This window comes from Bifidobacterium animalis subsp. animalis ATCC 25527 (assembly GCF_000260715.1).
Classification (GTDB): domain Bacteria; phylum Actinomycetota; class Actinomycetes; order Actinomycetales; family Bifidobacteriaceae; genus Bifidobacterium; species Bifidobacterium animalis.
Window position 1 is genome coordinate 368,938 of sequence record NC_017834.1, and the last position, 25,023, is coordinate 393,960.

At 63.0% G+C, this 25,023-nt stretch carries 21 protein-coding genes and 1 tRNA gene; 19 read left to right on the forward strand and 3 right to left on the reverse strand.

Annotation, left to right across the window (positions count from 1 at the left end; all coding sequences use genetic code 11):
- The first annotated feature begins 23 nt into the window (after window positions 1-23).
- The 5 genes from rplS to BANAN_RS01545 all read left to right on the forward strand — a co-directional run bounded on the left by rplS (window position 24) and on the right by BANAN_RS01545 (window position 4,667).
- Window positions 24-389: a 50S ribosomal protein L19 gene (gene rplS / locus BANAN_RS01525; protein ID WP_004268407.1), complete on the forward strand. Its 366-nt coding sequence runs from the start codon at window positions 24-26 to the stop codon at window positions 387-389.
- Between the two features lie 213 nt (window positions 390-602).
- Window positions 603-1,328, forward strand: a complete 726-nt coding sequence (gene lepB / locus BANAN_RS01530; RefSeq protein ID WP_014697224.1) for a signal peptidase I — start codon at window positions 603-605, stop codon at window positions 1,326-1,328.
- 44 nt (window positions 1,329-1,372) lie between these two features.
- Window positions 1,373-2,149 carry a ribonuclease HII gene (locus BANAN_RS01535; protein WP_014697225.1) on the forward strand — a complete coding sequence of 259 codons (777 nt, stop codon included), beginning with the start codon at window positions 1,373-1,375 and terminating at the stop codon, window positions 2,147-2,149.
- 107 nt (window positions 2,150-2,256) lie between these two features.
- Window positions 2,257-3,246: an ABC transporter ATP-binding protein gene (locus tag BANAN_RS01540; RefSeq protein WP_014697226.1), complete on the forward strand. Its 990-nt coding sequence runs from the start codon at window positions 2,257-2,259 to the stop codon at window positions 3,244-3,246.
- Window positions 3,243-4,667 carry an FtsX-like permease family protein gene (locus BANAN_RS01545; RefSeq protein WP_014697227.1) on the forward strand — a complete coding sequence of 475 codons (1,425 nt, stop codon included), beginning with the start codon at window positions 3,243-3,245 and terminating at the stop codon, window positions 4,665-4,667. Before BANAN_RS01540 ends, BANAN_RS01545 begins: the two co-directional genes overlap by 4 nt.
- A gap of 111 nt (window positions 4,668-4,778) precedes the next feature.
- Here BANAN_RS01545 and BANAN_RS01550 read toward each other — a convergent pair whose 3' ends face one another.
- Window positions 4,779-5,720, reverse strand: a complete 942-nt coding sequence (locus BANAN_RS01550) for an AEC family transporter (RefSeq protein WP_014697228.1) — start codon at window positions 5,718-5,720, stop codon at window positions 4,779-4,781.
- Between the two features lie 213 nt (window positions 5,721-5,933).
- Between BANAN_RS01550 and dapE the strand changes: the two genes are divergently transcribed.
- The 13 genes from dapE to BANAN_RS01615 all read left to right on the forward strand — a co-directional run bounded on the left by dapE (window position 5,934) and on the right by BANAN_RS01615 (window position 20,602).
- Entirely contained in the window at window positions 5,934-7,154 is a 1,221-nt protein-coding gene (dapE, locus tag BANAN_RS01555; protein ID WP_014697229.1) for a succinyl-diaminopimelate desuccinylase, read from the forward strand.
- A 568-nt stretch (window positions 7,155-7,722) separates the two neighbouring features.
- Window positions 7,723-10,797 (forward strand): Rne/Rng family ribonuclease, encoded by a 3,075-nt coding sequence (locus BANAN_RS01560; protein ID WP_041777087.1) that lies wholly within the window; start codon window positions 7,723-7,725, stop codon window positions 10,795-10,797.
- A gap of 889 nt (window positions 10,798-11,686) precedes the next feature.
- Window positions 11,687-11,995 carry a 50S ribosomal protein L21 gene (rplU, locus tag BANAN_RS01565; RefSeq protein WP_004268422.1) on the forward strand — a complete coding sequence of 103 codons (309 nt, stop codon included), beginning with the start codon at window positions 11,687-11,689 and terminating at the stop codon, window positions 11,993-11,995.
- A gap of 39 nt (window positions 11,996-12,034) precedes the next feature.
- A complete protein-coding gene (gene rpmA / locus BANAN_RS01570) occupies window positions 12,035-12,286 on the forward strand; it encodes a 50S ribosomal protein L27 (protein WP_004268424.1) in 252 nt (83 codons plus the stop codon).
- Window positions 12,287-12,470: 184 nt separating this feature from the next.
- Entirely contained in the window at window positions 12,471-14,183 is a 1,713-nt protein-coding gene (obgE, locus tag BANAN_RS01575; protein WP_014697231.1) for a GTPase ObgE, read from the forward strand.
- 58 nt (window positions 14,184-14,241) lie between these two features.
- Entirely contained in the window at window positions 14,242-15,375 is a 1,134-nt protein-coding gene (proB, locus tag BANAN_RS01580; protein WP_014697232.1) for a glutamate 5-kinase, read from the forward strand.
- A gap of 113 nt (window positions 15,376-15,488) precedes the next feature.
- Window positions 15,489-16,706 carry a pyridoxal phosphate-dependent aminotransferase gene (locus BANAN_RS01585; protein ID WP_014697233.1) on the forward strand — a complete coding sequence of 406 codons (1,218 nt, stop codon included), beginning with the start codon at window positions 15,489-15,491 and terminating at the stop codon, window positions 16,704-16,706.
- Between the two features lie 145 nt (window positions 16,707-16,851).
- Window positions 16,852-16,924 (forward strand) — tRNA-Trp (locus BANAN_RS01590).
- A gap of 43 nt (window positions 16,925-16,967) precedes the next feature.
- Window positions 16,968-17,198, forward strand: a complete 231-nt coding sequence (gene secE / locus BANAN_RS01595; RefSeq protein ID WP_004268431.1) for a preprotein translocase subunit SecE — start codon at window positions 16,968-16,970, stop codon at window positions 17,196-17,198.
- 130 nt (window positions 17,199-17,328) lie between these two features.
- The gene (nusG, locus tag BANAN_RS01600; RefSeq protein WP_014697234.1) at window positions 17,329-18,321 is read left to right on the forward strand and encodes a transcription termination/antitermination protein NusG; all 993 of its coding nucleotides are present in this window, start codon (window positions 17,329-17,331) and stop codon (window positions 18,319-18,321) included.
- Window positions 18,322-18,551: 230 nt separating this feature from the next.
- On the forward strand, window positions 18,552-18,983 hold the full coding sequence (gene rplK, locus BANAN_RS01605; protein WP_004268435.1) for a 50S ribosomal protein L11: 432 nt from the start codon (window positions 18,552-18,554) through the stop codon (window positions 18,981-18,983).
- A gap of 19 nt (window positions 18,984-19,002) precedes the next feature.
- The gene (gene rplA / locus BANAN_RS01610) at window positions 19,003-19,692 is read left to right on the forward strand and encodes a 50S ribosomal protein L1 (protein ID WP_004268437.1); all 690 of its coding nucleotides are present in this window, start codon (window positions 19,003-19,005) and stop codon (window positions 19,690-19,692) included.
- A gap of 121 nt (window positions 19,693-19,813) precedes the next feature.
- Window positions 19,814-20,602, forward strand: a complete 789-nt coding sequence (locus BANAN_RS01615) for a PucR family transcriptional regulator (RefSeq protein WP_014697235.1) — start codon at window positions 19,814-19,816, stop codon at window positions 20,600-20,602.
- A 5-nt stretch (window positions 20,603-20,607) separates the two neighbouring features.
- Here the strand turns inward: BANAN_RS01615 and BANAN_RS01620 are convergent, their stop codons facing one another.
- Together BANAN_RS01620 and BANAN_RS01625 are read right to left on the reverse strand one after the other, a co-directional pair.
- Window positions 20,608-21,501: a biotin--[acetyl-CoA-carboxylase] ligase gene (locus BANAN_RS01620; RefSeq protein WP_014697236.1), complete on the reverse strand. Its 894-nt coding sequence runs from the start codon at window positions 21,499-21,501 to the stop codon at window positions 20,608-20,610.
- Window positions 21,502-22,214: 713 nt separating this feature from the next.
- Entirely contained in the window at window positions 22,215-22,853 is a 639-nt protein-coding gene (locus tag BANAN_RS01625; protein WP_014697237.1) for a biotin transporter BioY, read from the reverse strand.
- Window positions 22,854-23,148: 295 nt separating this feature from the next.
- On the opposite strand from BANAN_RS01625, the gene BANAN_RS01630 reads away from it, so the two are divergent.
- The gene (locus BANAN_RS01630) at window positions 23,149-25,023 is read left to right on the forward strand and encodes an acetyl/propionyl/methylcrotonyl-CoA carboxylase subunit alpha (RefSeq protein WP_014697238.1); all 1,875 of its coding nucleotides are present in this window, start codon (window positions 23,149-23,151) and stop codon (window positions 25,021-25,023) included.

The following is a 25,023-nucleotide window of genomic DNA, read 5'->3' on the forward strand; positions in this document are numbered from 1 at the left end:
ATGCGGCAGGGTAGAGGAACACCATGGTTAACGCTATTGAGGCATTTGACGCCAAGCACATGAAGCCGGCCGACGAGATTCCGGCATTCCGTCCGGGCGACACCGTCGACGTGAACGTGAAGATTCAGGAAGGCAACAACTCCCGTATCCAGACCTTCACCGGCGTGGTCATCGGCCGTCAGGGCGCCGGCGTGCGCGAGACCTTCATTGTGCGCAAGATCAGCTTCGGCACCGGTGTGGAGCGCCGCTTCCCGCTGCACTCCCCGTCCATCGACTCGATCAAGGTCGTTCGCCGTGGCCGCGTCCGCCGCGCCAAGCTGTACTACCTGCGCAATCTGCGTGGCAAGGCAGCTCGCATCGTCGAGCGCCGCGACAACTCCGCCAAGTGAGTCTTGCCATAACGGTTTTGTGAAAGCCGGGTTCCGTGTTCGGGCCCGGCTTTTGCTTATGCGGGCAGATATGCGGCGATCTGCGGCAGAGAGCAGTGCGCGCGCCGGTGACTCGACAGCCGTGGAACATTTGTTGTGAATGGTGAACGCCGCAGTGGGTCTCCGCCGAAAATGATACATTGGAGTGCGGTAATCATTTCGACAGGAGGGGTCATGGATTCTTCGAACGAGCCCATGCCGCAGAGTCCGGCGCCAACGGAGACGCCCGGCAATCGCGATGCGGGGGCTGTGAATCTGGACTCCGCCGGGACGGAGCCGCAACTCGCCTCGGCAAAGGGGACGGCAGTACGGGATTTCTTCCTGTGGTGCGCGATTCCCGTGGCCATTGTAGTGCTGCTGCGCATCTTCGTATTCGGCATGTATGTGATTCCGTCACGTTCCATGGAGAACACGATCATGCCAGGCGACCGCGTGATCACCACCAAGCTCTCCCCGCGGCCGGTCGCGCTCAAACGCGGCGACATTGTGGTGTTCAAAGACCCCTCCAACTGGCTCGCGAACGAGGAGACCACCTATCACAGCGACTATTTGATCAAACGGCTGATCGGGCTGCCCGGCGACACCGTCGAATGCGAAGGGGCGGGCCAGCCGGTGAAGATCAACGGCGTGGCGATTGACGAATCCGCGTATGTCAAGCCCGGTGACCAGCCCAGCACCTTCCCGTTCAAGGTCACCGTGAGCGAGGGGCACGTGTTCGTGATGGGAGACAACCGCAGCAATTCCGCGGATTCCCGCTTCCATTTGAACGACGCGCAACATGGGCAGGTGCCCATTCGCGACATCGCCGGCGTCGCCTTCGCACGGTACTGGCCGCTCAACCGCATTGCGTGGCTGAGCAATTACAGCGACGTGTTCGCGAACGTGCCCGACGCGGGCTGATCTGTGCTGGATGCGCGGGTTTTCGGAGTCGAGAAAGGGGCGGTATGGCGCCGTCGTTTGCATTGGAACGGCAGATTGCCGCCGACGGGTTCGACATAATCGTCGGATTCGACGAAGTGGGACGCGGGTCGCTGGCAGGTCCGGTGATGGTGGGCGCGGCCGCGTTCCTTGCGCGGAATCTCGGCGAAGCGCAGACCGCCATGCCGCAGTATCTCGCAGATTCCAAGACGCTCACCGAGCATAGGCGCGAGAGTCTGTACGAGCCGCTGCAGGCGTGGGTGGACGGTTTTGCGATTGGTTCGGCGAGCAATGCGGAGATCGACGAATGGGGCATCTCGCATGCGCTCGGCATCGCCGCACTACGCGCACTCGATGGTGTGGAACGCGCCCTCGGCATGGGTAGCCCGGGCGACCGCGAGATGCACGGTTTCGACGCGCGCCGCAAATACTCGGGAACATGGGCGTACACACAACACGATTCGCTGCAGCATGCGGGTGGGCTGCGCGTCGGCGCGATACTCGACGGGCCGAATGACTACATATCCAAGGCATTGGGCACTTTCGAAGCTCCCGCGGTGCCCATGCCGGCGCAGATGCGCACGCTGGTCAAGGCGGATGCGCAGTGTGCCAGCGTCGCAGCGGCGGCGGTGCTGGCGAAGGTGACCCGAGACCGTCTGATGGAACAGTTGGCGCGCGAGCATGCCGAATACGCGCGCTACGGGTGGGATCGCAATAAGGGGTACGGCTCGAAGGCGCACCGCGAGGCAATTGCGCAATGCGGGCCGAGCGATCTGCATCGCGTGAGCTGGCATCTCGCCTGATATGCCGGCGAGCATCATCCTTAAGGCTGAGAACGGGCGTGGTCTGCCGGGGGAATTCATCCCGTTGCACGATGGGGTGTGCGGGCGCGACACCGTAGCTTGGAAGCATGAACGCAATACAGAACAACAATCCCGGCGCGCCGATGCCGCAGGCGCCGCAGAACGCGCCGCATCCCATGCCGCAAACCTCCGCAGATGCCATGCACCACAACGGGTATGCACCGCAGCCCTCAATGACCGCGGCACCCATGCCGTACCCTGACGGAGCGCCGATGGGCGGCCAATCGCTCGCGCTGCAGGGAATCGACCTAGTGATGGATTACAACACAGGCGGTTCGGGCAACCCGGCGGCAGGGATGCAGCCCGCGGCATGGCAGATGGGTCAGCCACTCGCGCTGAACCACGCGAACTTCCAGCTTGACGAAGGCGAACGCGTGGCGATCATGGGACCGTCGGGTTCAGGCAAATCGACGCTGCTGCATGTGCTTGCCGGCATCACGAAGCCGACGGCCGGCCAAGTGCTGTTCCGCGGTGCCGACATCGACCGCATTCCGGACGCCGAACGCACCCGCATGCGCAGGCAGGCGTTCGGATTCGTCTTCCAGTCCGGGCAACTGCTGCCGGAACTGCCGGCGATCGAAAACGTGGCATTGCCGCTCATGCTCGGCGGCATGGCGTACTCGCAGGCGACCGACCAGGCCGCCATGTGGCTGGAACGCATGGGATTGCGCAATCTGATGCGCAATCGACCCGGCCAGATGAGTGGCGGCCAGATGCAACGCGTCGCCATCGCGCGCGCACTGTGTGTGAATCCGGCCATCATCTTCGCCGACGAGCCGACCGGCGCGCTCGACCAGAACACCGGGCACGAGGTGATGAATCTGCTCATGCAGGCGGCGGCCGCGAACAACGCCGCAGTGGTGCTTGTCACCCACGACCCGAACATCGCCGCATACTGCGACCGCACCGTGAGCATGCGCGACGGCATGATCCTCGACGCGGCCAACCGGCGCGCAGGCATGCAGCGCCAACCGCAGAACGACGCCCCGGCACAGGCAGTGCAGATGGGCGCCCAACCACAAGGAGCGTTGCAATGAGCACCTTCGCACTGTGGAGACTCTTCCACCGGCACATGTTCCACCATGACGACGAATCGGATGCGCCGCGCGACCACACGGGCCTGCTCGCCGTCATCGCCTTCGCCGCGGCGACCGCGATCTTCCTCACCGTGCTCGGCGGTCTGCATGGCTTCATCTGGCGTGCGTCACCAGACCACACAGTTGGCTGCTTCTTCAATGATTCTGCCTGCTCCACGCACGCCAACGTGAGCGTCAACGGCGAGTTCTACGTGGTGCTCGCCATGTTCGCCTGCGTGCTGCTCGTGGTGCCCTTCACCACGCTCGCGGGCTCTGCGGCGCGCCTTGCCGCCACACGTCGCGACGAACGACTCGCGGCGCTGCGACTGGCTGGCGCCACGACGTCGCAGGTGGTGCGGCTGACCGCCCTCGAAGCGGTCGGACAGGCCGTGATCGGCTCCGTGCTGGGCATTGCCGGGTATTTCGCCGTGATGCCGCTCATCATGATGCTGCACTTCGAGAACCGCACCTTCGACTTCGAACAGCTGTGGGTGGGGCCGTGGGCGCTCATCGGCACCGTCGTCGGCGTTGCCGCACTGGCCCTGGTCTCCGCGCTGCTCACGTTGCGCAAGGTGGCCATCACGCCATTGGGCGTCACCGCGCGCCAAGGTGCCGCGATGCCCGGCAAATGGCGCGTGGCGCTGTTCGTGGTCGCCCTCGTGTTCGGTTTCGCCATGCTCAACAACATGAACCTCGTGGCCGGCGCCGGTGTGGCGGTGGCGTATGGGGTCGTGTTCGCGATCATCGGCGGCTGCTTCATGCTGCTCAACGTGATCGGTTCGTGGGTGATCGCCGCCGTGGCGAAGTCGCGTGCGCACCGTCCGAAATCCGCCGCCACCATGATTGCGATGCGCCGCATTCTCGACAACCCGAAGCGTGCGTGGCGCAATGTCTCGGGCATCGCACTCGCCGTGTTCATTGCGGGCATCACCGCCGTATGCGGCGCACTGGGCGCGGCATCGGGCGACGCCGACCCGGAGACGCTGATGATGATGCACGACATCTCGCTCGGCGGCACGCTTACGCTGGTGTTCGCCGCCGTGCTGGCCGCGGTGAGCTCGGGCATCATGCAGTCGGCCAGCGTGTTCGACCAGGCCGACGAATACCACATGCTCATGCTTGAGGGCACCGATGCGCTCACATTGCGCAAGGCGCGGTTCTCGGAAGTGCTCACGCCGCTCAACACGGTGATCGTCATCTCCGCCGGCTGCTCGTTGCTGCTCATGCTGCCGCTGGTCGGCTCGATGCTCAGTGACCCCACCGTGATGCTGCGCTGCATGTTCGGCATTGCGCTGTGCTATGCGCTGGTGACCGTTGGTGCGGTGAGCGCGAACCACACCGCCACGCGCCTCGATTCGATCTCGCGTCGCCGCGACGATTGAGATGTGGTGGGAGACGAGCTATCTGTTACGGGCTACGGTTTCCCCCTTACGGGCTAGGATATCCTAGCCCGTAAGGGGGAAACCGTAGCCCGTAACAGATAGGATGGGCAGTTAGCTGAGGAGTGCGGCGATGATCGCGATGAAGATGGGGCTCGTCATCGTGGAGATGAGTATGCCGTCGCGCGCGAAGGTCATGCCGACATTGTAGCGGGCCGCGTAGTTGTACACGTTCTGGCCGGTGGGCAGTGCGGCGAGCACGACGCAGCCGTACAGCGTGGGTCCGCGGAAGCCCATGGCGAATGCGATGCCGAATGCGATGAGCGGCATCACGATGTTCTTGAGCACCGCCACCGTCCAGATCGCCGGCAGATTCGACTTGTTCTGCATCGGCTTCGTGCCGTGCAGCGACATGCCGAATGCCATGAGGATCATCGGCACCGCGGAATCTCCGATCATGTCGATCGGGTCGAACAGGAAGTTCGGCACAATGAAATGGCCCACCTTCGACGAGACGACCGAGACGATAATGCCGAGCACGGTGCCGATGAGCAATGGCTGGTGCAACGGCTGCTTGAGCACCTGCTTCACCGAGAACTTGCCCTTGGTGGTCACGTCGAGCACGGTGAGTCCGACCGGCGTGAACAGCGCCTGCTGCATGACGAGAATGGGTGCGACGAGCGCCGGGTTGCCGAGAATGTACGTGGCGATGGGCAGGCCGATGTTGTTCGAATTCAAATACAGCGAGTTGAGCACGCCGATCGTGGCATCCGGTGCCTTGAGGTGGAAGAACAATCTGTTGAGCACGAGGAAGACGAGTCCCACGCCGACCGCCGAGCAGAACGCGACGATGATTGTGGAATCGAACAGATGCGTGATGTTCTCCTGCGCCAGAATGGCGAACATGAGGCAGGGGCTCGCAATGAAGAAGCTCAGCCGATTGAACACGTACTGTGCCTGGGCGCCGCCGATCTGCAGACGCGCGGCCACATAGCCGGCCGCGATCACGATGCCGATGACGCAGAATCCCTCCATTGCGCTGATGAGGCCGCCCATGCTTCTCCCTTGCTCCGCGTTCCTGCTCTGCCGAGTGCAAGTATATGCACGCACATACATTTCAAGCGGGCAGATTTCATTTGCACGCAAGCGTCCGGAATCTGGCCGGCGCATCGCGGATGTATTTGGAATGCGTATGCCCGCATGCGCGCGGCACTGGTAGAGTGTTGGCGAATGGACCGCGCGAGTGCGCGGCAGGCGTTTGGAGGGACTATGCAAGACGTGATCGATCGCGCGGGGGAGCCGCTCAAGCTGACGGTGGACGCCGGTATGGGCGAGCAGGACGCGCTCACCGACCTGTGCATGCAGGTGATGCGCGTGTACTCGGTGAGCGACGACGAACGGCATCTGACCGACATGACCGAGGTGTTCCTTCGCACGCTGCCGCATCTGGACGTGCAGCGGCATGGCGACACGCTCGTCGCGCGCACGAATCTCGGCCGTGACAGGCGCGTGGTGCTCGCCGGCCACCTCGATGTGGTGCCGGTGATCGACAACTTCCCACCGAAACTGCTCGAACCCGGCGACCCGCTCATTCTGCCGGGCGTCGCGGAGGCGCACCCGGGCGAACGCGTGGTGTGGGGGCGTGGCGCCACCGACATGAAATCGTCGGACGCCGTGCTGTTTTACCTCGCCGCGACGCTGACGAACCCGAAATACGACCTGACTTACGTGTTCTACGACCACGAGGAGGTGGCCGCCGAGAAGAACGGCCTGCGCAAGGTCGCCGAGGCGCACCCGGACTGGATCGCCGGCGATTTCGCGATTATAGGCGAGCCCACCTCATGCGGCATCGAAGGCGGCTGCAACGGCACGATCCGCTTCGACGTGGTCACGCACGGCATAGCCGCACATTCCGCACGCGCGTGGATGGGCCACAACGCCATTCACGACGCCGCCGAGATTCTGCGCCGTCTGAACGAGCATACGGACGCCACCGTGAGGGTGGACGGTCTCGACTACCGCGAAGGGCTCAACGCGACGCTGATCAGCGGCGGCAAGGGCACCAATGTGATCCCCGATGAATGCCGCGTGCATGTCAACTACCGTTTCGCTCCCGACAAATCGCTCGCCGAGGCAAAGGCGCTGATGATGGGCGCGGACTGCGGTGCCGAACTCGGCAACGGTGAGCACCAGGCGACGGGCGGTGTGTTCGAGGGCTTCGGCATCGAGATGAAAGACGAATCGCCGTCGGCACGACCCGGCATGGATTCCGAACTCACGCGCTCGCTGGCGGCTCTGGTGAAGGCACGCACCGGCAAGGACCCCGAAGCGAAGCTCGGCTGGACCGACGTCGCCCGATTCTCGCAGCTCGGTGTTCCGGCCGTCAACTTCGGCGCCGGTTCGCCACTGCTCGCACACAAGCACGACGAGCAGGTGGCGGAAGGCGAACTGACACTCATGGCCGGCATTCTGCGCGACTGGCTGAGCTGAGCGGGGCAGCATGAGAACACGGCGTCTGTCTTTCCTTCTCGCTCTCTTGCTCCTCCCTGCGTAATTTGGGACATTTGGAGGCCTCTATTTGTCCCCTTTTACGTAAGACGACTGTTACGTAAGGGCGACGTAATTTGGGACATCTAGTGGCTGCTATCTGTCTCTTTTTACGCAGAGGAAGGCGCGGAGGAGGGGAGGAGAGTGTGGGGCAGCGAGAGAGTGGATGACGTCCGCATGGTGGTGGAATCATCTCGTATTGCCGTACAGATGTGAACAGATTGTTCAATCTGCATACCTTGTGGCATACTGGGCAGAGAGCGGTGCTGCAACGCCGCTCCGCAATCGATGGCGTCGATCCCGTCGCGGTTGAGCCGTACTGCATGCGTTGTGTATTTCGACGTGCACGCGCGCACACGCTTAGGTTCCCCGCACGCTGGTGTCCGCCCTCGACCATTTGACTTTTGGATGCTTCCATGGGCGCGAAGCGCGACTGCCGTGAGAGGGCAGGGTGACACCGTGCGAAGCCATGATTCGCGACGCCGTTGCAGCGCGCCGCATGAGGAGCACTGTGCCCGATTTGACCGAGAACGGCTTGGGTTCGCCCGAGTTCGACAATACCGATACCACCGATTCCACCCCCACACGCCGCCGTCGCGGCCGCCGTGTGGTGAGGAGCGCCGGAGAGGCGGGCGCCCAGATGCAGCTCGAAGTGCACGACCGCGTGCCGCTGTTTCAGGAACCGAGCGCCGCAATCGAAGCCGGCAAGCCGGCCAAGGCGCTTCCTGCGGGAAGCCACGCGGAGGAATCCGCGGAATCCGAAGACTCCAACGAGCCTACGGCAACGCGTCGCCGCTCGCGCCGTGCCAGCACCTCCACCAGGTCGCGCAGCACACGCACCGCGAATGACGAGGCAGAGGAGCCCACGACGACGCGTTCGCGCCGGGGCCGGGGCGCGACACAGAACGATGATGAGGAGCCGACCGTTCATACGCGCCGCCGCTCGCGTGCGCAGGCAGAAGAAGCCGAGGAGCCGCGCAGCACCCATTCGCGTCGAAGCCGCCGCACGGTGTCCGACGAATCTGAGCAAACCAATGACGACAGCTATGAGAGCCGCACCCAGCACGTGCTTGATGCGTTGGATGAGTCTTTCGACGACGATGCCGAGACCCACGAGACCGGCCGCGGCCGTTCACGCTCGCGTTCCCGTTCCCGCACGGGTCGTCGTGAGGTGCTCGAAGACGCGAATCAGCATGAATCTGCAGATGTGGAGAACGACCAGGAGGAAAGCAGCGCGCGCGGCAATCGCCGTGGCGGCCGCCCGATGACCTCCTTGCTGTTCCAGGAGCCGGTGCTGCCGGCACGTTCGCGTTCCACCCACGACGAGGAGAATGACGAAGACGCCGACGACGAGCCGCTGCACGATCTCGATCTCAACGAAGGCAGCACCCGCTCCCGCAAGCGTTCACGCAATCGCCGACTGAACGCGCAGGAGCGTCGCGCGGCCGCCGAAGTCGAGCAAATCGAGGAAGACCTCGTGCTCGACGACATCGTCTATGCGCCAATCGACGACGAAACCGGAAGGTCGGGCGACGAATCCGACAGCGAGGAGAGCGGCACCCATACGCGTCGCCGTCGCCGCCGCAAGTCGCAGGAGAACGCGAATGCGGAACGCGAGGAATCCGAGAACGAGGAGAGCACCCGCACCCGTCGCCGTTCGCGCGCCGAGGACGAGGAGGAGAACGACGAGAGCACGGTGACGCGCCGCCGTCGCCGTCGCCGCAACTCGAAGGGCGGTGAGGAAGAGGAACAGCCACGCCGTTCACGCAAGCAGCAGTACATCGATGAGATCACCGATGTCGAAGGCTCGACGCGTCTCGAGGCGAAGAAGCAGCGCCGTCGCGACAACCGCCGTGAACGCAGCCGCCAGAACCAGCTGCTCGAACAGGACTTCCTCGCGCGCCGCGAGAACGTGGACCGGCTCATGGTCGTGCGTGAACGTGGACGCCATACGCAGATCTCGGTGATCGAAGACAACGTGCTCGTCGAGCATTACGTCTCCGACATCCAGGAGGTCGCCACCGTGGGCAACATCTACCTTGGCCGTGTGCAGAACGTGCTGCCGAGCATGGAGGCCGCATTCGTGGACATCGGCCAGGCCCGCAACGGTGTGCTGTACGCCGGCGAGGTGAACTGGGACGCCACGCGTTTGGAGGGTCAGCCGCGCAGGATCGAGCTCGCATTCAAGTCGGGCGATCCCGTGCTCGTGCAGGTGACGAAAGACCCGATCGGGCACAAGGGCGCACGACTGACGAGCCAGGTGACGCTCGCCGGGCGCTTCCTTGTGCTCGTGCCATCCGGCGGCATGACCGGCGTGAGCCGCAAGCTCAGCGACCGCGAACGCAACCGCCTGAAGTCGATCGTTTCGAAGATCGCACCGAAGGACATGGGTGTGATCATTCGCACCGCGGCCGAGGGGGCGTCCGAAGAGGCGATTGCGAAGGATCTCGAGGGGCTGACCAACCAGTGGGCCGAGATTCAGCGCAAGCGCGAGGAGTTCCTGCACGGCAAGCGTCCGAAGCTGCTGCAGGGCGAGCCTGACGTGGCGATTCGCGTGGTGCGCGACATTTTCAACGACGACTTCAACAAGATGATTGTGGAAGGCGACGGCGTGTACCACCGCATCGAGGAGTACCTCGACCACATGGCACCCGATTTGTGTAACAAGCTCGAGAGGTGGGACCCGGAAGAGCACGGCGGCAAGGACGTGTTCGACAAGTGGCAGATCGACTCGCAGCTACGCAAGGGTATGGAACGCCAGGTCTACCTGCCCAGTGGCGGCTCCATTGTGATCGACCGCACCGAGGCGATGACGACGATCGACGTGAACACCGGCCGTTTCATTGGCAAGGGCAAGTCGCTCGAGGAGACGGTGACGCGATGCAATCTGGAGGCGAGCGAGGAGATCGCACGTCAGCTGCGTCTGCGCGACATCGGTGGCATGGTCATGATCGACTATGTGGATATGGTGATGCCGGCGAACCGTGATCTCGTGCTGCGTCGTCTGGTGGAATGCCTGGCCCGCGACCGCACCAAGCACCAGGTGGCCGAGGTGACGTCGCTCGGACTCGTGCAGATGACGCGCAAGCGCATCGGGCAGGGGCTCGTCGAGGCGTTCTCCGAGGAGTGCCCGGAGTGCAAGGGACGCGGGTTCATTGTGCATGACGAGCCCACGATCTCCGCGGAATTCGACGATCCGTACGCGATGAAGGGCGGCGATCCGTTCGTGCGCACGAACAAGCATGGGCATGGCACGCCCGAAGTGCATGCGCCGAAGGGCTCGTCCGCGGCGGTCAAGGCCAAGCTCGCGCAGATTGCCGCCGCGGCGGTGGCTGCGAATGTGGCCGCGGAGGCCGAGGCGAGTGTGGAGGCTCCGGCGGCCGACACGACGGAGGAAACCGCCGAGGTCGGCGTGGCAGTGGAATCCACCGTGGAATCTGCAGCAGACTCCGCAGATAATGCGAGCGGCTCCGAACATGTTGATGGGGCGGTCGAGCAGGTCGAAGGCGAAGTGATCGACGACACCGAGCAATCTGCCGATGACGCCGCCATGGTGACGGTGGAGGACGTGGCCGAGGAATCCTGAACCTGGCGCCGGTTCCGCGGGCGGGCAAGCGCGAGCAAGCGTGAAAGAGCTGTGAAGCATGGGCGAATACGCCTGCCCGCGCGGCCCAAGGGAGCATAATAGAGGTTGTGGCGGTTCACCCCTTCTCCAAAGAACCGCCGACATATTCGTGATGGCCGATTACCCAACCGACTGTTATGATATCCCCTTCTCTCTCTCTGGGGCGACCGTTTTCCCGCGGTCGCCCTTCCTTGTATCCGGGCACTTGGGCATCGCTCGACACCTCTGGCCAATGACGAAACGGGGCGGTACTTCGCCGTTTGCCATGGGAATGGTGAATATGCCGGCATATCGCGGAAAATTTGCGAAATGAGACGCGGTTATGGAATGGTTTTGCCGATATTGTGAAGCAAAGCCGAAAGATGTGCCTGACGCTAGGGCGCTCCGCTACAGTGGTCCATAGAGAAAATGCCCACATCAACGGCGATGTGGCATTTTCCTGTATCAGCATGTCTTGTGGAGTCCAGAAATTCGCAGATTTCGTAATATGCTCGTATTAATTCAATCCCGAATGCATTGCACAACGTCAGCAAAACCAATGATTCCAACGGTTCTCGAGACATTCTCTATATGGACACGCTTCTTGGCATTCGGGCGTGAGCTCGCGTATGATGGGCAGAGTAGTTGATTCCCGATTCTAGTAGGTTCTATTAGTGTTGAGACCCAACTCTTCTCCTTATATCGACCGGGGCTGTTTCCACCTTCTATGCCCCGGTCTTTTCTTATCCCGTGGAATGTGCGTGTTGAAGGTTGCGTTGTTCGCGGGAGTGTGTATAGTTGATTGATGGTGTCTGGCCGTGAGCTCGTGCGTGCTGGGCAGTAAGCTTTCCAAGTGAATAAAGGAACGGATATGTACGCAATTGTGAAGGCCGGTGGCCATCAGGAAAAGGTCGAGGTTGGCGACACCATCCTCGTGAACCGTCTCGACGCCAAGAATGGCGAAACCGTGGAGTTCCCGGTTGCGCTCGTGGTCGACGGCGAAAAGGTCATCATCGCCGCTGCCGATCTGGCGAAGATCTCCGTCAAGGCCGAAGTCGTGAACGACGACGCCAAGGGCCCGAAGATCCGCATCCAGAAGTTCAAGAACAAGACCGGCGTTGCCCGCCGCAAGGGCCATCGCCAGAAGCTGACCCAGCTCAAGATCACGGCGATCGCCTGAGCAAGCTGACAGCAGGTACAGGTACCGAAAGGAACAACAATGGCACATAAGAAGGGCGCGTCCAGCTCGCGTAACGGTCGCGATTCGAATCCTCAATACCTCGGCGTGAAGAAGTTCGGCGGCGAAGCGGTTGTCGCCGGCAACATCATCGTTCGCCAGCGCGGCACCAAGTTCCACGCCGGCAAGAACGTGGGCGTCGGCAAGGACCACACGCTGTTCGCTCTGGCTGACGGCAACGTGCAGTTCGGCGTGCGTCGTGACCGCAAGGTCGTCGACGTCGTCACCGAGTGACGCATTCGCGTACAGCATACTTTGAAAGCCTCCGCCCGTTGTGGCGGGGGCTTTCGTGTTTTCGGCAAGGTCGTCGAATGCACGCGCGGTAATCTGCAGAACGGGCACGCGGTATGGAAATGGTTCGACGCCGGAATCTGTAGAACAGTGCAGCAATAGGAACACACCGATAGAATGAGGCGTTATGAGTGATTTTGTGGATAGAGTGACCGTACATGTAAAAGGCGGCGACGGTGGCAATGGGTCGGCCGGCATCCGCCGCGAGAAATACAAGCCGTTGGCAGGGCCGAACGGCGGCAATGGTGGCAAGGGTGGTTCGGTAATCCTCAAAGCCGACCAGAATGCCACGTCGCTGCTCGACTTCCGCTTCATGCCGCATCGCACGGCGGATTCCGGCACCATGGGCCTGGGCGACACGAAAGACGGCTCGAATGGTGCGGATCTCGTGCTGCCGGTTCCCGTGGGCACTGTGGTGTTCGAGGCGCGCGGCGCGCAGGGTTCCCCCAAGAAGCCGGGTGCGGTGCTCGCCGATCTGCGTCATGCCGGCGACACGTACGTCGCGGCAGCAGGTGGCGCGGGCGGCCTGGGCAATGCGGCGCTGGCGAACAAGACACGCCGTGCACCCGGGTTTGCGCTGCTCGGCGAACCGGGCGACGAACGCGACATCATTCTCGAGCTCAAGTCAATCGCAGACGTCGCGCTCGTGGGCTTCCCCTCGGCGGGCAAGTCGTCGCTCATCGCCGCGATGAGTGCGGCCAAGCCGAAGATCGCGGACTACCCGTTCACCACGCTCGTGCCGAATCTGGGCGTCGTGCAGGCCGGCGACATGCGCTATACCATCGCCGACGTTCCCGGGCTCATTCCGGGGGCCTCGCAGGGCAAGGGCCTGGGACTGACGTTCCTGCGGCATATCGAACGCACCGAGATCATTGCGCATGTGATCGACTGCGCGACGATCGATCCGGATCGCGACCCGCTCTCGGACTACTACGCGCTCGAAAAGGAGCTCGGCGAATACGCGGACGACCTCGATCTGCCGCTCGGCGCGATTCCGATTCCCGAACGCCCGCGCGTGATTATCCTCAACAAGATCGACGTGCCCGACGCCAAGGAGCTCGCCGATTTCGTACGGCCGGAATTCGAGAAGCTCGATCTGCCGGTCTATGAGATCTCCACGGCCTCGCATGCCGGTTTGAAGGAGCTCAACTTCGCGTTGGCCAAGCTCGTGAAGGAGATGCGCGCGCAGATTGCCGAGCGCGAGGAGAGCGTCGATGAGGAGCGCGTGGTGATCAAGCCGCTCGAGGAACCGGGCACGCAGCGCCGCAATGGGCGCAATGCGCAGGTGCGCGAATTCGAGATCGAACGCGAAGACGATGGCCATGGCAACTTCTGGTTCACCGTGACCGGCGTGAAACCCGAACGCTGGGTGAGGCAGACGAACTTCGACAACGACGAGGCTGTGGGGTACCTGGCCGACCGTCTCGCCAAGCTCGGTGTGGAGGACTCGCTGCGCAAGCACGGCGCCCATGCCGGCGACGAGGTGCGCATCGGTCGCGGGGAGCGTGCCATCGCCTTCGACTGGGATCCGACGATTGCCGCCGGAGCCGAGATGCTCGACGGCACCCAGCTCGGCTCCCGTGGCAAGGACCTGCGTTTGGAGGAGGAGGACGGTCGCAAACGCCGCCGCACCAACTCCGAGCGCCGCCGCGAATACCATGAGATGATGGATGCTCGCGCCGCCGTGCGCGCCGCCATGCAGGCCGAGCGCGCCGCAGGGCATTGGGCGGATCCGTCGATCGACGACGACAGGCACGATGAGCAGTCGTTGTTCGGCCGCGGCGAGGTGGAGGAATACGAGGACGAGCCCGGCGCTGACGGGTCGCGTCAGCTGGACTGAGATCCGGAATGGTAGAGGAAACAGCAGCGAGAAGACGAGAAGAACAGTGAGTGGAGCTATGCAGACCCCGTCCCAGGAGGAAGTACGCCGTGCGGTGGCAGCCGCGCGAACCGTGGTGGTGAAGGTGGGGTCGAGCTCGCTCACGCAGCCCTCCGGGCACTTGGACGTAGACAAGCTCAATGCGCTGGTGGGCGCGATCGCGCAGGTGCGCATGCTCGGCGGCAACATCGTGCTCGTCTCGTCCGGCGCCATCGCCGCGGGTTTCGGTCCGCTCGGCTTCGAATCGCGCCCCACCGATGTGGCCACACAGCAGGCGACCGCGTCGGTGGGGCAGGGACTGCTCATGGCCCAGTACGAGATGGCGTTCGGCCGCTACGGCATTCGCGTGGGGCAGCTGCTCATCACCGCCGAAGACACGATGCAGCCACGGCAGTACCGCAATGCGCGGCGCACCATGGCCAAGCTGCTCGAACTCGGCGTGGTGCCGATAGTCAACGAGAATGATGCGCTTGCCAGCAACGAGATCCGTTTCGGCGACAACGACCGGCTTTCCGCGCTCATCGCGAACATGGTGTGTGCCGATGCGCTGATTCTGCTCACCGATGTCGACGCGCTCTACACCGCACCTCCAAGCGAGCCGGGCTCCCATAGAATCGGCTTTGTGCCGAACATCACCGAACTGCTCGACCAGGTGCGTGTGGGCGGTTCGGAGTCGGGCGTGGGCACCGGCGGTATGGTTACGAAGCTCGAGGCCGCGCGCATGGCCGCCGTCTCCGGCATTCCGGCCGTGCTCACCGCCGCCCGCAACGCCGGTCCGGCACTCATGGGCGATGAGGTGGGCACCGCATTCGCTCCGGTGAAGCAACGCGGTTCGGCGCGCAGGTTGTGGATCAAATTCGCGGCCCATCCGCGTGGAGTGCTCGTGGCCGATTCCGGCGCGGCCAAGGCGGTGCGCGGCGGACGGGCGAGTCTGCTTGCTGCGGGTGTGCTCGAATCGCGTGGTGATTTCGCCGCCGGCGACCCGGTGTGGATCGACGACGAGGCGGGCAATCATCTGGCGCGCGGCCTTGCCGGTTACGATTCCGAGGAGATTCCGAACATGCTCGGACGCAACACTGCGCAGCTGCGCCGCCTGCTCGGCGAGGAGTATGCGCACCCGCTCGTGCACCGCGACAATCTCGTGCTCGTGTGATTGCTGGCCTGGCGCCTCGCGGGCAGATTCCGGCCATTGCGGCCGTCTCATATGCCGGCGCATCGGTCTTGCACCAGGGGCATGTTGTTAGTGTTTGGCAGTAGCATGGAGCCATGCCTACAGATCAGACGAAACTCCCACTTTCCAACCGCATCGACAAGGTCACGCCGAGCGCCACGCTGGCCGTCGACATGAAGGCCAAGGCCATGAAGGCGCAGGGCATTGACATCATCGGCTTCGGTGTTGGCGAACCGAACTTTGCCACCCCCGAGGCGATTGTGGAGGCTGCGGCGGCGGCTGTGGTGAACCCGGCGAACTACAAGTACTCGCCCACACCGGGTCTGCCGGAACTGCGCCAGGCCATTGCCAGCAAGACGCTGCGTGATTCCGGCTACGAGGTGGAGCCGGAGCAGGTGGTGGTGACCAACGGCGGCAAGCAGGCCGTGTACGAGGCGTTCCAGCTCATCATCAACGATGGCGACGAGGTGATTATTCCGTCGCCGTATTGGACGAGCTACCCGGAGATGGTCAAGCTCGCCGGAGGCAAGCCGGTGGAGGTGTTCGCCGGTGCCGACGCGAACTACGAGCCGAATCTGGATGATATCGAAGCGGCGCGCACCGATCGCACGAAGGCGATCATTGTGACGAGCCCGAATAACCCGACCGGTGCCGTGTGGAGCGAGCAGACGATTCGCGACATCGCCGAATGGGCACTCGACCACAACATCTGGGTGATCAGCGACGAGATCTACGAGCACCTCACCTATGACGGTGTGAAGACCACGCACATCGGCGCCGCCGTGCCGCAGATTCGCGAACAGCTGATCGTGCTCGACGGCGTGGCCAAGACCTACGCGATGCCGGGGTGGCGCGTCGGCTGGATGGTCTCCCCGCTCGCCGTGGCCAAGGCCGCCTCCAAGCTGCAGGGCCATATGACCTCCAATGTGAACAATATCGCCCAGCGGGCCGCCATCGAGGCCGTGGGCGGCCCGCTCGACGCCGTGGCCATGATGCGTGATGCGTTCAATGTGCGTCGTCTGGCCATAGTCGCCGCGCTCAACGACATCAACGGCGTGCATTGCCCGATGCCGGAGGGTGCGTTCTATGCGTTCCCGAACGTCGAAGGGCTGCTGAACCGGCCGATGGGTCCGAACGGCACGACGTTCACCACCTCCGCCGAGCTTGCCGAGGCATTGCTCGAGGAGGGCCATGTGGCGGCCGTTCCCGGCGAGGCGTTCGGCGCCCCCGGCTACATGAGATTCTCCTATGCGGTGGCCGACGAGGAGATCACCGAGGGCATGCGCCGGTTCAAGGAGTGGGCCGAGGCCTGAGCGACGTGGCCGGAGCCGTTTGCATGCAGCCTAAATGTGTGCAAACGGCAAAGGCGGCACGCGCGAGTGGACTTCGTCGTAGCAATCCGCTACTATTTCTTCTTGGCGGTTTTACCGGCCCGGCGACGAGCTGGTGGAAACACTTAGGGAAGTGGCGCAATTGGTAGCGCAACGGTCTCCAAAACCGTAGGTTGTGGGTTCGAGTCCCGCCTTCCCTGCAAAGGAACTCGAGTAAGTTCATCTGACGCCAATGGAGGGTGTATGGCACGCAAGACCGATCACGGTGAGGAAGTCATCAAGCCGAATGTGTTCATGCGTATTGGCCTGTTCATCAAGCAGATCATCGACGAACTGCGCAAGGTGGTCACCCCGACCCGCAAGCAGCTGTTCTACTGGTCGCTCGCCGTGTTCATCTTCGTCGCATTGCTCATGGTGTTCGTCACCGCAATGGACTTCGGACTCGGCAAGCTCTCATTCCTCATCTTCGGCTGAGCCGATATCCCGCAAATCGCCTACAATACCGTTAGCAATGAAGAATTGCTAACGGTATTGCCGTTAGTAGACACTGGAAAGTACCGTGTTCTCAAGGAACGCGTAAGAATCCCCACGAAAGTGAAGCCGCATGACTGACGAAGTGAACTTGGAAAACATTGACGATCTGCCGATCAATCTGGACGCCGTCTCGGCCGACGACGACACCGCCGACGCGCAGGAAGTGCAGATCGACCAGGTCGAGGCCGCTTCGGTAAGCGAGGACATCGCCGAGGGCATGGCCTACGATGCCGTGAACGCCGGCGACGACGCGGAACCGTCGGACAAGGCCGCCGCGCAGAAGGATTCGCTCACCGATTCGGTGGACGACTCCGCCGCAGTGGATTCCGCCGCACATTCCGAAGGCACCGCCGACGAGTCCACCCAGCATGCCGAAGCCGAGGAGGCCTCCGCGGACGAAGCGCCCGAGACCGCCGCCGAAGCCGAGGAAGAGGCGGAGGAAGACGCCGGAGCCAAGGCCGTGAAGGAATTCTCCAAGTCGCTGCGCACGCTCGAAGGCAAGTGGTACGTGCTGCACACCTACTCCGGCTATGAGAAGCGCGTGAAGAGCAACATCGAATCCCGCGTGCAGAGCTTCGGTTTGGAAGACACGATCTTCCAGGTCGAGGTGCCCATGGAGGAAGTGGAGAAGCACACCGAGAAGGGCAAGAAGGTCGTCACCCGCGTTCGCGTGCCCGGTTACGTGCTCATTCGCATGTACCCCGATGAGAACGCCCGTCGCATCGTGCGCGAGACCGAGGGCGTGACCGGTTTCGTCGGACCGTCCCGTGAGCCGGCTCCGCTCAGCCGCAAGGAGGTCGTCTCGATGATGGCCCCGATGATCGCCTCGCAGGCGCTCAAGGAGGCCGGTGACAAGCCGGCTGCCGCCAAGAAGCGCACGCTCGAGGTCTCCTACAAGGTGGGCGATCAGGTCACCGTCACCGATGGCCCATTCACCTCGATGTCGGCCGTCGTTTCCGATGTGGAGCCGGCCACGCAGAAGCTCACCGTGCTCGTGTCGATCTTCGGCCGCGATACGCCGGTCGAGCTCGGCTTCAATCAGGTGCAGCGGCTCGACGCCTGAGCCCTGCTCCGTTGCCGCACACTCATTTGCCGAACGCATCCCGCCTCTTATATGCGGGATGCGTTCTGTTATTCAGGCAACCGTGGCATATGCGGGAGTCGTCCGGAATAGGTGGCATAATTGTGGGGTTGTGTGTGAAGTGCGACTTCGCGCACACAGGAAATATCGATTGCGGAAGGCGTGCCATACGGTCGCCGCCACTACCGCGTCATAGAAAGAAGAACCATAACATGGCTCCAAAGAAGAAAGTCTCGGCGCTGATCAAGCTCCAGATCGAGGCTGGCAAGGCCAATCCTGGCCAGAAGCTCGGCCCGGTCCTGGGTTCCCATGGCGTGAACATCATGGACTTCTGCAAGGCGTACAACGCTGCCACACAGGACAAGATGGGCCAGGTCATCCCAGTCGAGATCACCGTGTACGAAGATCGTTCCTTCGACTTCGTGCTCAAGACCCCGCCGGCTTCGGATCTGCTGAAGAAGGCCGCCGGCGTCGCCAAGGGCGCTTCCAACCCGCTGACCGACAAGGTCGGCTCGGTCACCAAGGCCCAGGTCAAGGAGATCGCCGAAACCAAGATGGCCGATCTGTCCGCTCGTGACATCGATGCCGCAATGAAGATCATCGAGGGCTCTGCGCGCTCGATGGGCATCACGGTGAACGACTGAGCTGAGAGGATAGAGACAAATGGCTAAGCACTCCAAGAAGTATCGTGAAGCGGCCGAGCGCATTGACCGCAACAACCTGTACACGCCAGAAGAGGCCATCGCCCTGCTCAAGAGCATGCCGGCCTACAACTTCGACCAGACCGTCGAAGCCGTGCTGCGTCTGAACGTCGACCCGCGCAAGGCCGACCAGCTCGTGCGTGGCTCCGTCAACCTGCCGAACGGCACCGGTAAGACCGCCAAGGTCCTCGTGTTCGCACGTGGCCCGAAGGCCACCGAGGCCCTCGAGGCCGGCGCCGACATCGTAGGTGACGACGATCTCGTCGAGAAGGTCGCCAACGGCTTCCTCGACTTCGATTCCGTGGTCGCCACCCCGGACATGATGGGCAAGGTCGGCCGCCTCGGCCGTGTGCTCGGTCCGCGTGGCCTCATGCCGAACCCGAAGACCGGCACCGTGACCATGGACGTCACCAAGGCGATCAAGGACATCAAGGGCGGCAAGGTCGACTTCCGCGTCGACAAGAACGGCAACCTGAGCTTCCTCTTCGGCAAGCTCTCGTTCTCCGCCGAAGCCCTCGACCAGAACTTCCGCGCCGTGGCAGACGAGGTCAAGCGCCTCAAGCCGGCCACCGTGAAGGGTCGCTACATCACCAAGGCGACTATCTCCTCCACGATGAACCCGGGCATCCCGGTCGATCCGGCCTCGATCTGATCCAGATCAGCCCCTACGGCGCAACGCCAATCCGTTCGCCGTCCAGACACCCCGTGCAGATTCTGCACGGGGTGCTTGCTATTGAGCCCACGATTTAGGGCGTGAACCGTACACTTGAACCATGACCAAATTCGAACATGCGGACATTCTCGATTTGCTCGGCGGTGACATCGACGACAATGCCGTGATGCGACTCGTGTTCGAATGCCTAATCAGCAGGATCGACGACGACCGCGTGGTCTCGCTGATGAATCTGATCGGCTGGCGGGGTTCGTTCAGCTGCTTCGCGCTGGGGGGAACGCCGGCGGAGTCCATGGGCGCCACATTCACGCAGATCAGCTCAGCGGTGCGTGATTTCGGCGGCTCGCATGCAATCTTCGGCATGTACGGGCAGTTCGTGATCGCCTGCATCGAGCTGGAGGCGGCGGTGAGTCCGGAGATAGTCTGCACGGCAGCGTTGCCCGCATTCACGCAATCCGAGGCGGTGTATTTGAGCCCGGTCCGTGAGGGTGTGCCGGGAGCCTCGCGCGCGGTGCGCGAGACATTGTTCTCGCTGCAGGCCGCGCCGTCGCTGAACACGCCGTCGCGGCCGCTGCGCGCCGACGAACTGCTGCCCGAGCGCGCACTGCTCGGCGACGAGGTGGCGCGCGAGGAGCTCTACCGCAACGTCTATCTGGTGTTGCATGGCGACAACGAAGACGACCCCTCGTACATCACCGTCTCCACGTTCCTGCGGCACGGTGGCTCGCTTGAGGCCACCGCGAAGGAACTCAACGTGCACCCGAACACCGTGCGCTACCGTCTGAAGAAGGCGGCCGAGACCACGGGCTGGGATGCCACGGATCCACGCGACGCATTCGTGCTCAACACGGCGATCGCGCTGGGCCGCATGCGCAGTGCGCGGCAGTAGTCTGCTCACATATTGACCGGCAGCACGCCCACGTCGGCCGTGTGCACAATCTCAAGCTGGTCGTCGCGATTGGTGATCGACAGCGACGCGTCGGCATTGATGGTGCGCGCGATGCCGGTCTGCGTGGTGCCGTCCGCGTAGTGCACGAGCACCGGCTTGCCGAGCGTCCAGCATTCCTCGAGCACACGTTTGCGCAGATCCTGCGCGTAGTTGGCCGGGTGCAGCCCGAATTCCCACAGACGACGTTCCATGCTCCTCACCGTGGCGGCGGCGATTGCATCGGCGAGGCTGATCGGGGTGGGGAAGTTCGTGTCGGGCTCAGGCTCGGTGATTAGCTGCAGTGACGTGCTCTGCGGTGTGGGCAACTGCTCGGGCGCGATGTTCAGATTCAGTCCGACGCCGAAAACGACCACGCTCGTGATCGGGTCGTTCGGCAGCGGCACGAGCTGGGAGAGTATTCCGCCGAGCTTCATGCCGTGGTAGACGATGTCGTTGGGCCATTTGAGCTGCACGGTGTCGGGCGCATCGTCGTCGATGTCGTCAGGGCGCCATTTGAGGCCATTGTTGGGCACGATGTGCTGCAGGGCGTCGATCACGCTCATGCCGGCGATCATTTGCAGCCAGCCGTTGAGATTGGCGTCGGTGGCAAGCTGTGTGCCCACCGCGCTCATAAAGGAGGCGATGAACGAGCCCTCGAGTTCGCTCACCCAGGTATGACCGAGACGGCCGCGCCCCGCAGTCTGCTCGCGCGCGAACACGACCGTCATGCCGGCGCGGTCGAATTTGCCGTCTGCGACGAGTTTCGCGGCGACGTCGTTCGTGGAGGTCGTCTGTTCGAGGGAGATTACATTCGCGACGGCGCGTGTGTTCGGATAGTCATTCATGTTCACTGTGCCCATGGTTCGATTATTGGCGCAGGTGGGGATGTTCTCGCATATGCCGTGTTCGTGGCGGGTGCGCCGCCTGGCACATATGCGTGCGCGACCAGCAGGTTCCGCATCCCCGTCATTCACCTCCCGCGGTGCCTATGCGTGCGCGTGCGCGACTGCGCTGCCAACCGGCGCACCCAGATGGTCGTATTTGCAAACGTAATCTCAAATCTGCGCATTTGTGAGTGGGCACTGGTCGCTGTGAGATTGGGATTGCAAAGAAGGCACGCGAAATTCAGCTGTATGCGCGGATGTGAGGATGAGATTGCAAGAATGACACCTGCAGAAGCGGCTGGATGACCTAGCTGAGACTGCGTTCACCAAGATGGTCATCGTGTGGCGCGCTGGATGGTTGCACTTGCAGGTGGAATCTCAGACTGATATTGGAAGAGATGTACGGTGGTCACGTTTGCAGACGGGGTCTCGGCGTGGCCATAGCGGCAATCTGAGATTGTCGTGATGAGAATTCAGTTGCAAAAAGGGCGCGCGGATACGGATTGACATCAGATTGATATCAGATTAAGCGAGGTATTGCAAAGATGGCGTGCGAGAATCTGCACACATGGCAGATGGTATGCGGGGTGCGCGAATTTGCAAACGCAGGATTCCCGCAAGATGAGTCCGCACGCAGTCGGCCGCGTTCGATTGCTCGGCGCAGGAACCGACTGCATGCGCAGGGAGACTCAGCGGGCGGCTTCCGTGGATTCGGCGGAAGCGAGCACGGGCAGTGCCAGCAGCGAGGCCACCGTGATCTTGAGCAGATCGCCGGGCACGAAGACGAGCGTGGAGGCGGCGGTGGCGCCCAGGGGCATGCCGGTGACCGTGGCCTGGAAGGCGGTACCGAAGCCGTAGCCGACCACGAGGAACCCGAATGCGCAGGCCATGAAGCAGGCGATGAAGCGGGCTGCGCCGGCAAGTGCCGGGTTCATGTCGTGCTTGGTGCGCAACGAGGTGATTGCGCGGTTGGCGGCGCCTGCGAGCACGGCGGTGAGCATCACCGACGGCACGAATCCGAAGAGGAATCCGCCGGAGGGGCCAATGAGAGACAGCGTGGAGCCTCCACCCGAGAACACGGGCAGGCCGGCGGCACCCAGACCCAGGTACAGCACAGTGCCCGCGGTGGTGCGACGCCAACCCAAGGTGAGCGCGGCGGTCATGAGCACGAAGGTCTGCAGGGTGATCGGAACGGGCGTGCCGGGGACCGGGATCTTGCCCACCATCGTCGAGCCGCACAGCAGCAGCGCCACGATGAGCGCGGGGGCGAGGGAGCGCACGAGCGCCCTGAGATTGACGCGAGTGACGCTATGCATAAGTTCGTGCATAAGTATTCCTTCCGTCTCTGTGCGTGACCGGCATGTGGCCAGTGTGGCGCATGGAAATTGTGAGTGTGCAACGGGAACGTTACGGTTCGGCAACGGGTGGTGAGATTGCCCAGCCTGCGCAATACTTGCCAAAATAGGCGGAATCATAAGGCTCTGCGTGCATGCTCCCGGGTGCTGCTCGTAATCGTAGACGCAAACGCAGGTGTGCATTTTGTAGAGGTCACCAAAAACGAGCGGTCAGATTTGTTCAAAGCGACGTTTCGTGAATATTCAAAAGAGAGCAGAGTTATGCACCATGACCGATACTGTCTCCAAACTACTCATCGCCAATCGCGGCGAGATCGCCCTGCGTGTGGTGCGCACCGCGCGTGAAATGGGCATATCCACCGTGGTCGTGTACGCCGAGCAGGACCGCCATTCGCAATATGTCGAGATGGCGGACGAGGCATTCCTGCTCTCGGGTGACACGTATGCCGACACCTATCTCAACGAAGACCTCCTCATAGACATTCTCCGGCGCTCCGGTGCCGATGCGGTGCATCCGGGCTATGGATTCCTCTCCGAAGTGCCGAGTTTCGCCGACAAGGTGATCGAGGCCGGCGCCACATGGGTCGGCCCGTCGTCGCGCGCGCTCACCGATCTGGGAGACAAGATCAGCGCACGCCGCGTGGCCGTGTACGCCAAGGTGCCGCCGGTGCCGGGCATCTCACATTCGCTCGGCGACATGCGCGTGCTGCTCGACTTCGCACACACGCACGGCTATCCGCTCATGCTCAAGCGCGCGGACGGCGGCGGCGGACGGGGCATCACACTCGTGCGCGACGACGACGAGCTGCGCGGCTTCTACCTGAACCACAACGCCGTGCAGGGCGGCGATCTCGACGAGTACTTCGTGGAGCGTTTCATCGACCACGGCAGGCACGTGGAGACCCAATGCGGCCGCGATTCGCACGGCAACTTCACCGTGTACTCGACGCGCGACTGCTCGGTGCAGCGCCGCAACCAGAAGCTCATCGAGGAAGCGCCCGCCCCGTTCCTGGGTGACGACGTGGTCGAGCAGCTGCATGCCTATTCGCACCGGCTGTTCGACGCGGTGGACTATGTGGGCCTGGGCACCTGCGAGTTCATGGTGACCGATGCGGGCAAGGTGTACTTCCTGGAGGTGAACCCGCGCCTGCAGGTCGAACATACGGTAAGCGAGGAGGTGAGCGGGCTCGATTTGGTTCGCGAACAATTGCAGATTGCCGCCGGCGGCACGGTCTCGCCGGAACCGACCGCGCGCGGCCACAGTTTCGAACTGCGCATCACCAGCGAGGACCCGAAGACGAACCTGACCCCCAGCTCCGGCACGCTCGAACGTGTGCAGTGGCCGGCGGGGCCCGGGGTGCGGGTGGATTCCGGCGTGGTCGAAGGAGACACGATCTCGCCGAAGTTCGACTCGATGATGGGCAAGCTCATCGTGACGGCGCATGACCGCCATGCCGCCGTGGCCCGTGTGCGGCGCGCGCTTGACGAGCTGCGCATCGAAGGCGTGCCCACGCCCGTCGAACTGTACCGGCAGGTGTTCGGCGACGACGAGTTCACCGCCGAGCACGGCCATGGTTTCGAAGTGAGCACAAAGTGGCTCGAACGCAAGTACCTGAACCATGAACCGGCCACCGTACACGGCGGCCAGCCGGCTTCGCTCGATGCCGTCGCAGGGGCGGCGGAACCCGAACTCGACCATAGCGAGCAATTCGTGATCGAAATGAACAATCGGCGCGTGGTGCTCAATGTGCCGAGCGACATGTTCGCCAATCTCACCGGCGCGGCCCGTCCGCACGGCGAACGCAGGCCCACGCAGCCATTGCGGGGCCAGGGCTCGCACCATGTGGACCGCGGCAACGCGCGCACCGCCGAACGCCCGGGCGTCATCTCCGCGCCAATGCAGGCGTTGGTCACGCGCATCAACGTGAGCGAAGGCCAGCAGGTGGCGAAGGGCGACCTGCTCGTGGTGCTCGAATCCATGAAGATGGAGAACTACGTGTATTCGCCCACGAACGGCATGGTGAAGGAGATCTTCGCCTCGCCGGCCACCGGCGTGGAGGCCGGCGAAACACTGCTGACCATGGAGGTCGCCGGAACGTCGAAACCAGCCAACCCCACCACCGACACCACCGAGGAGGCGTGA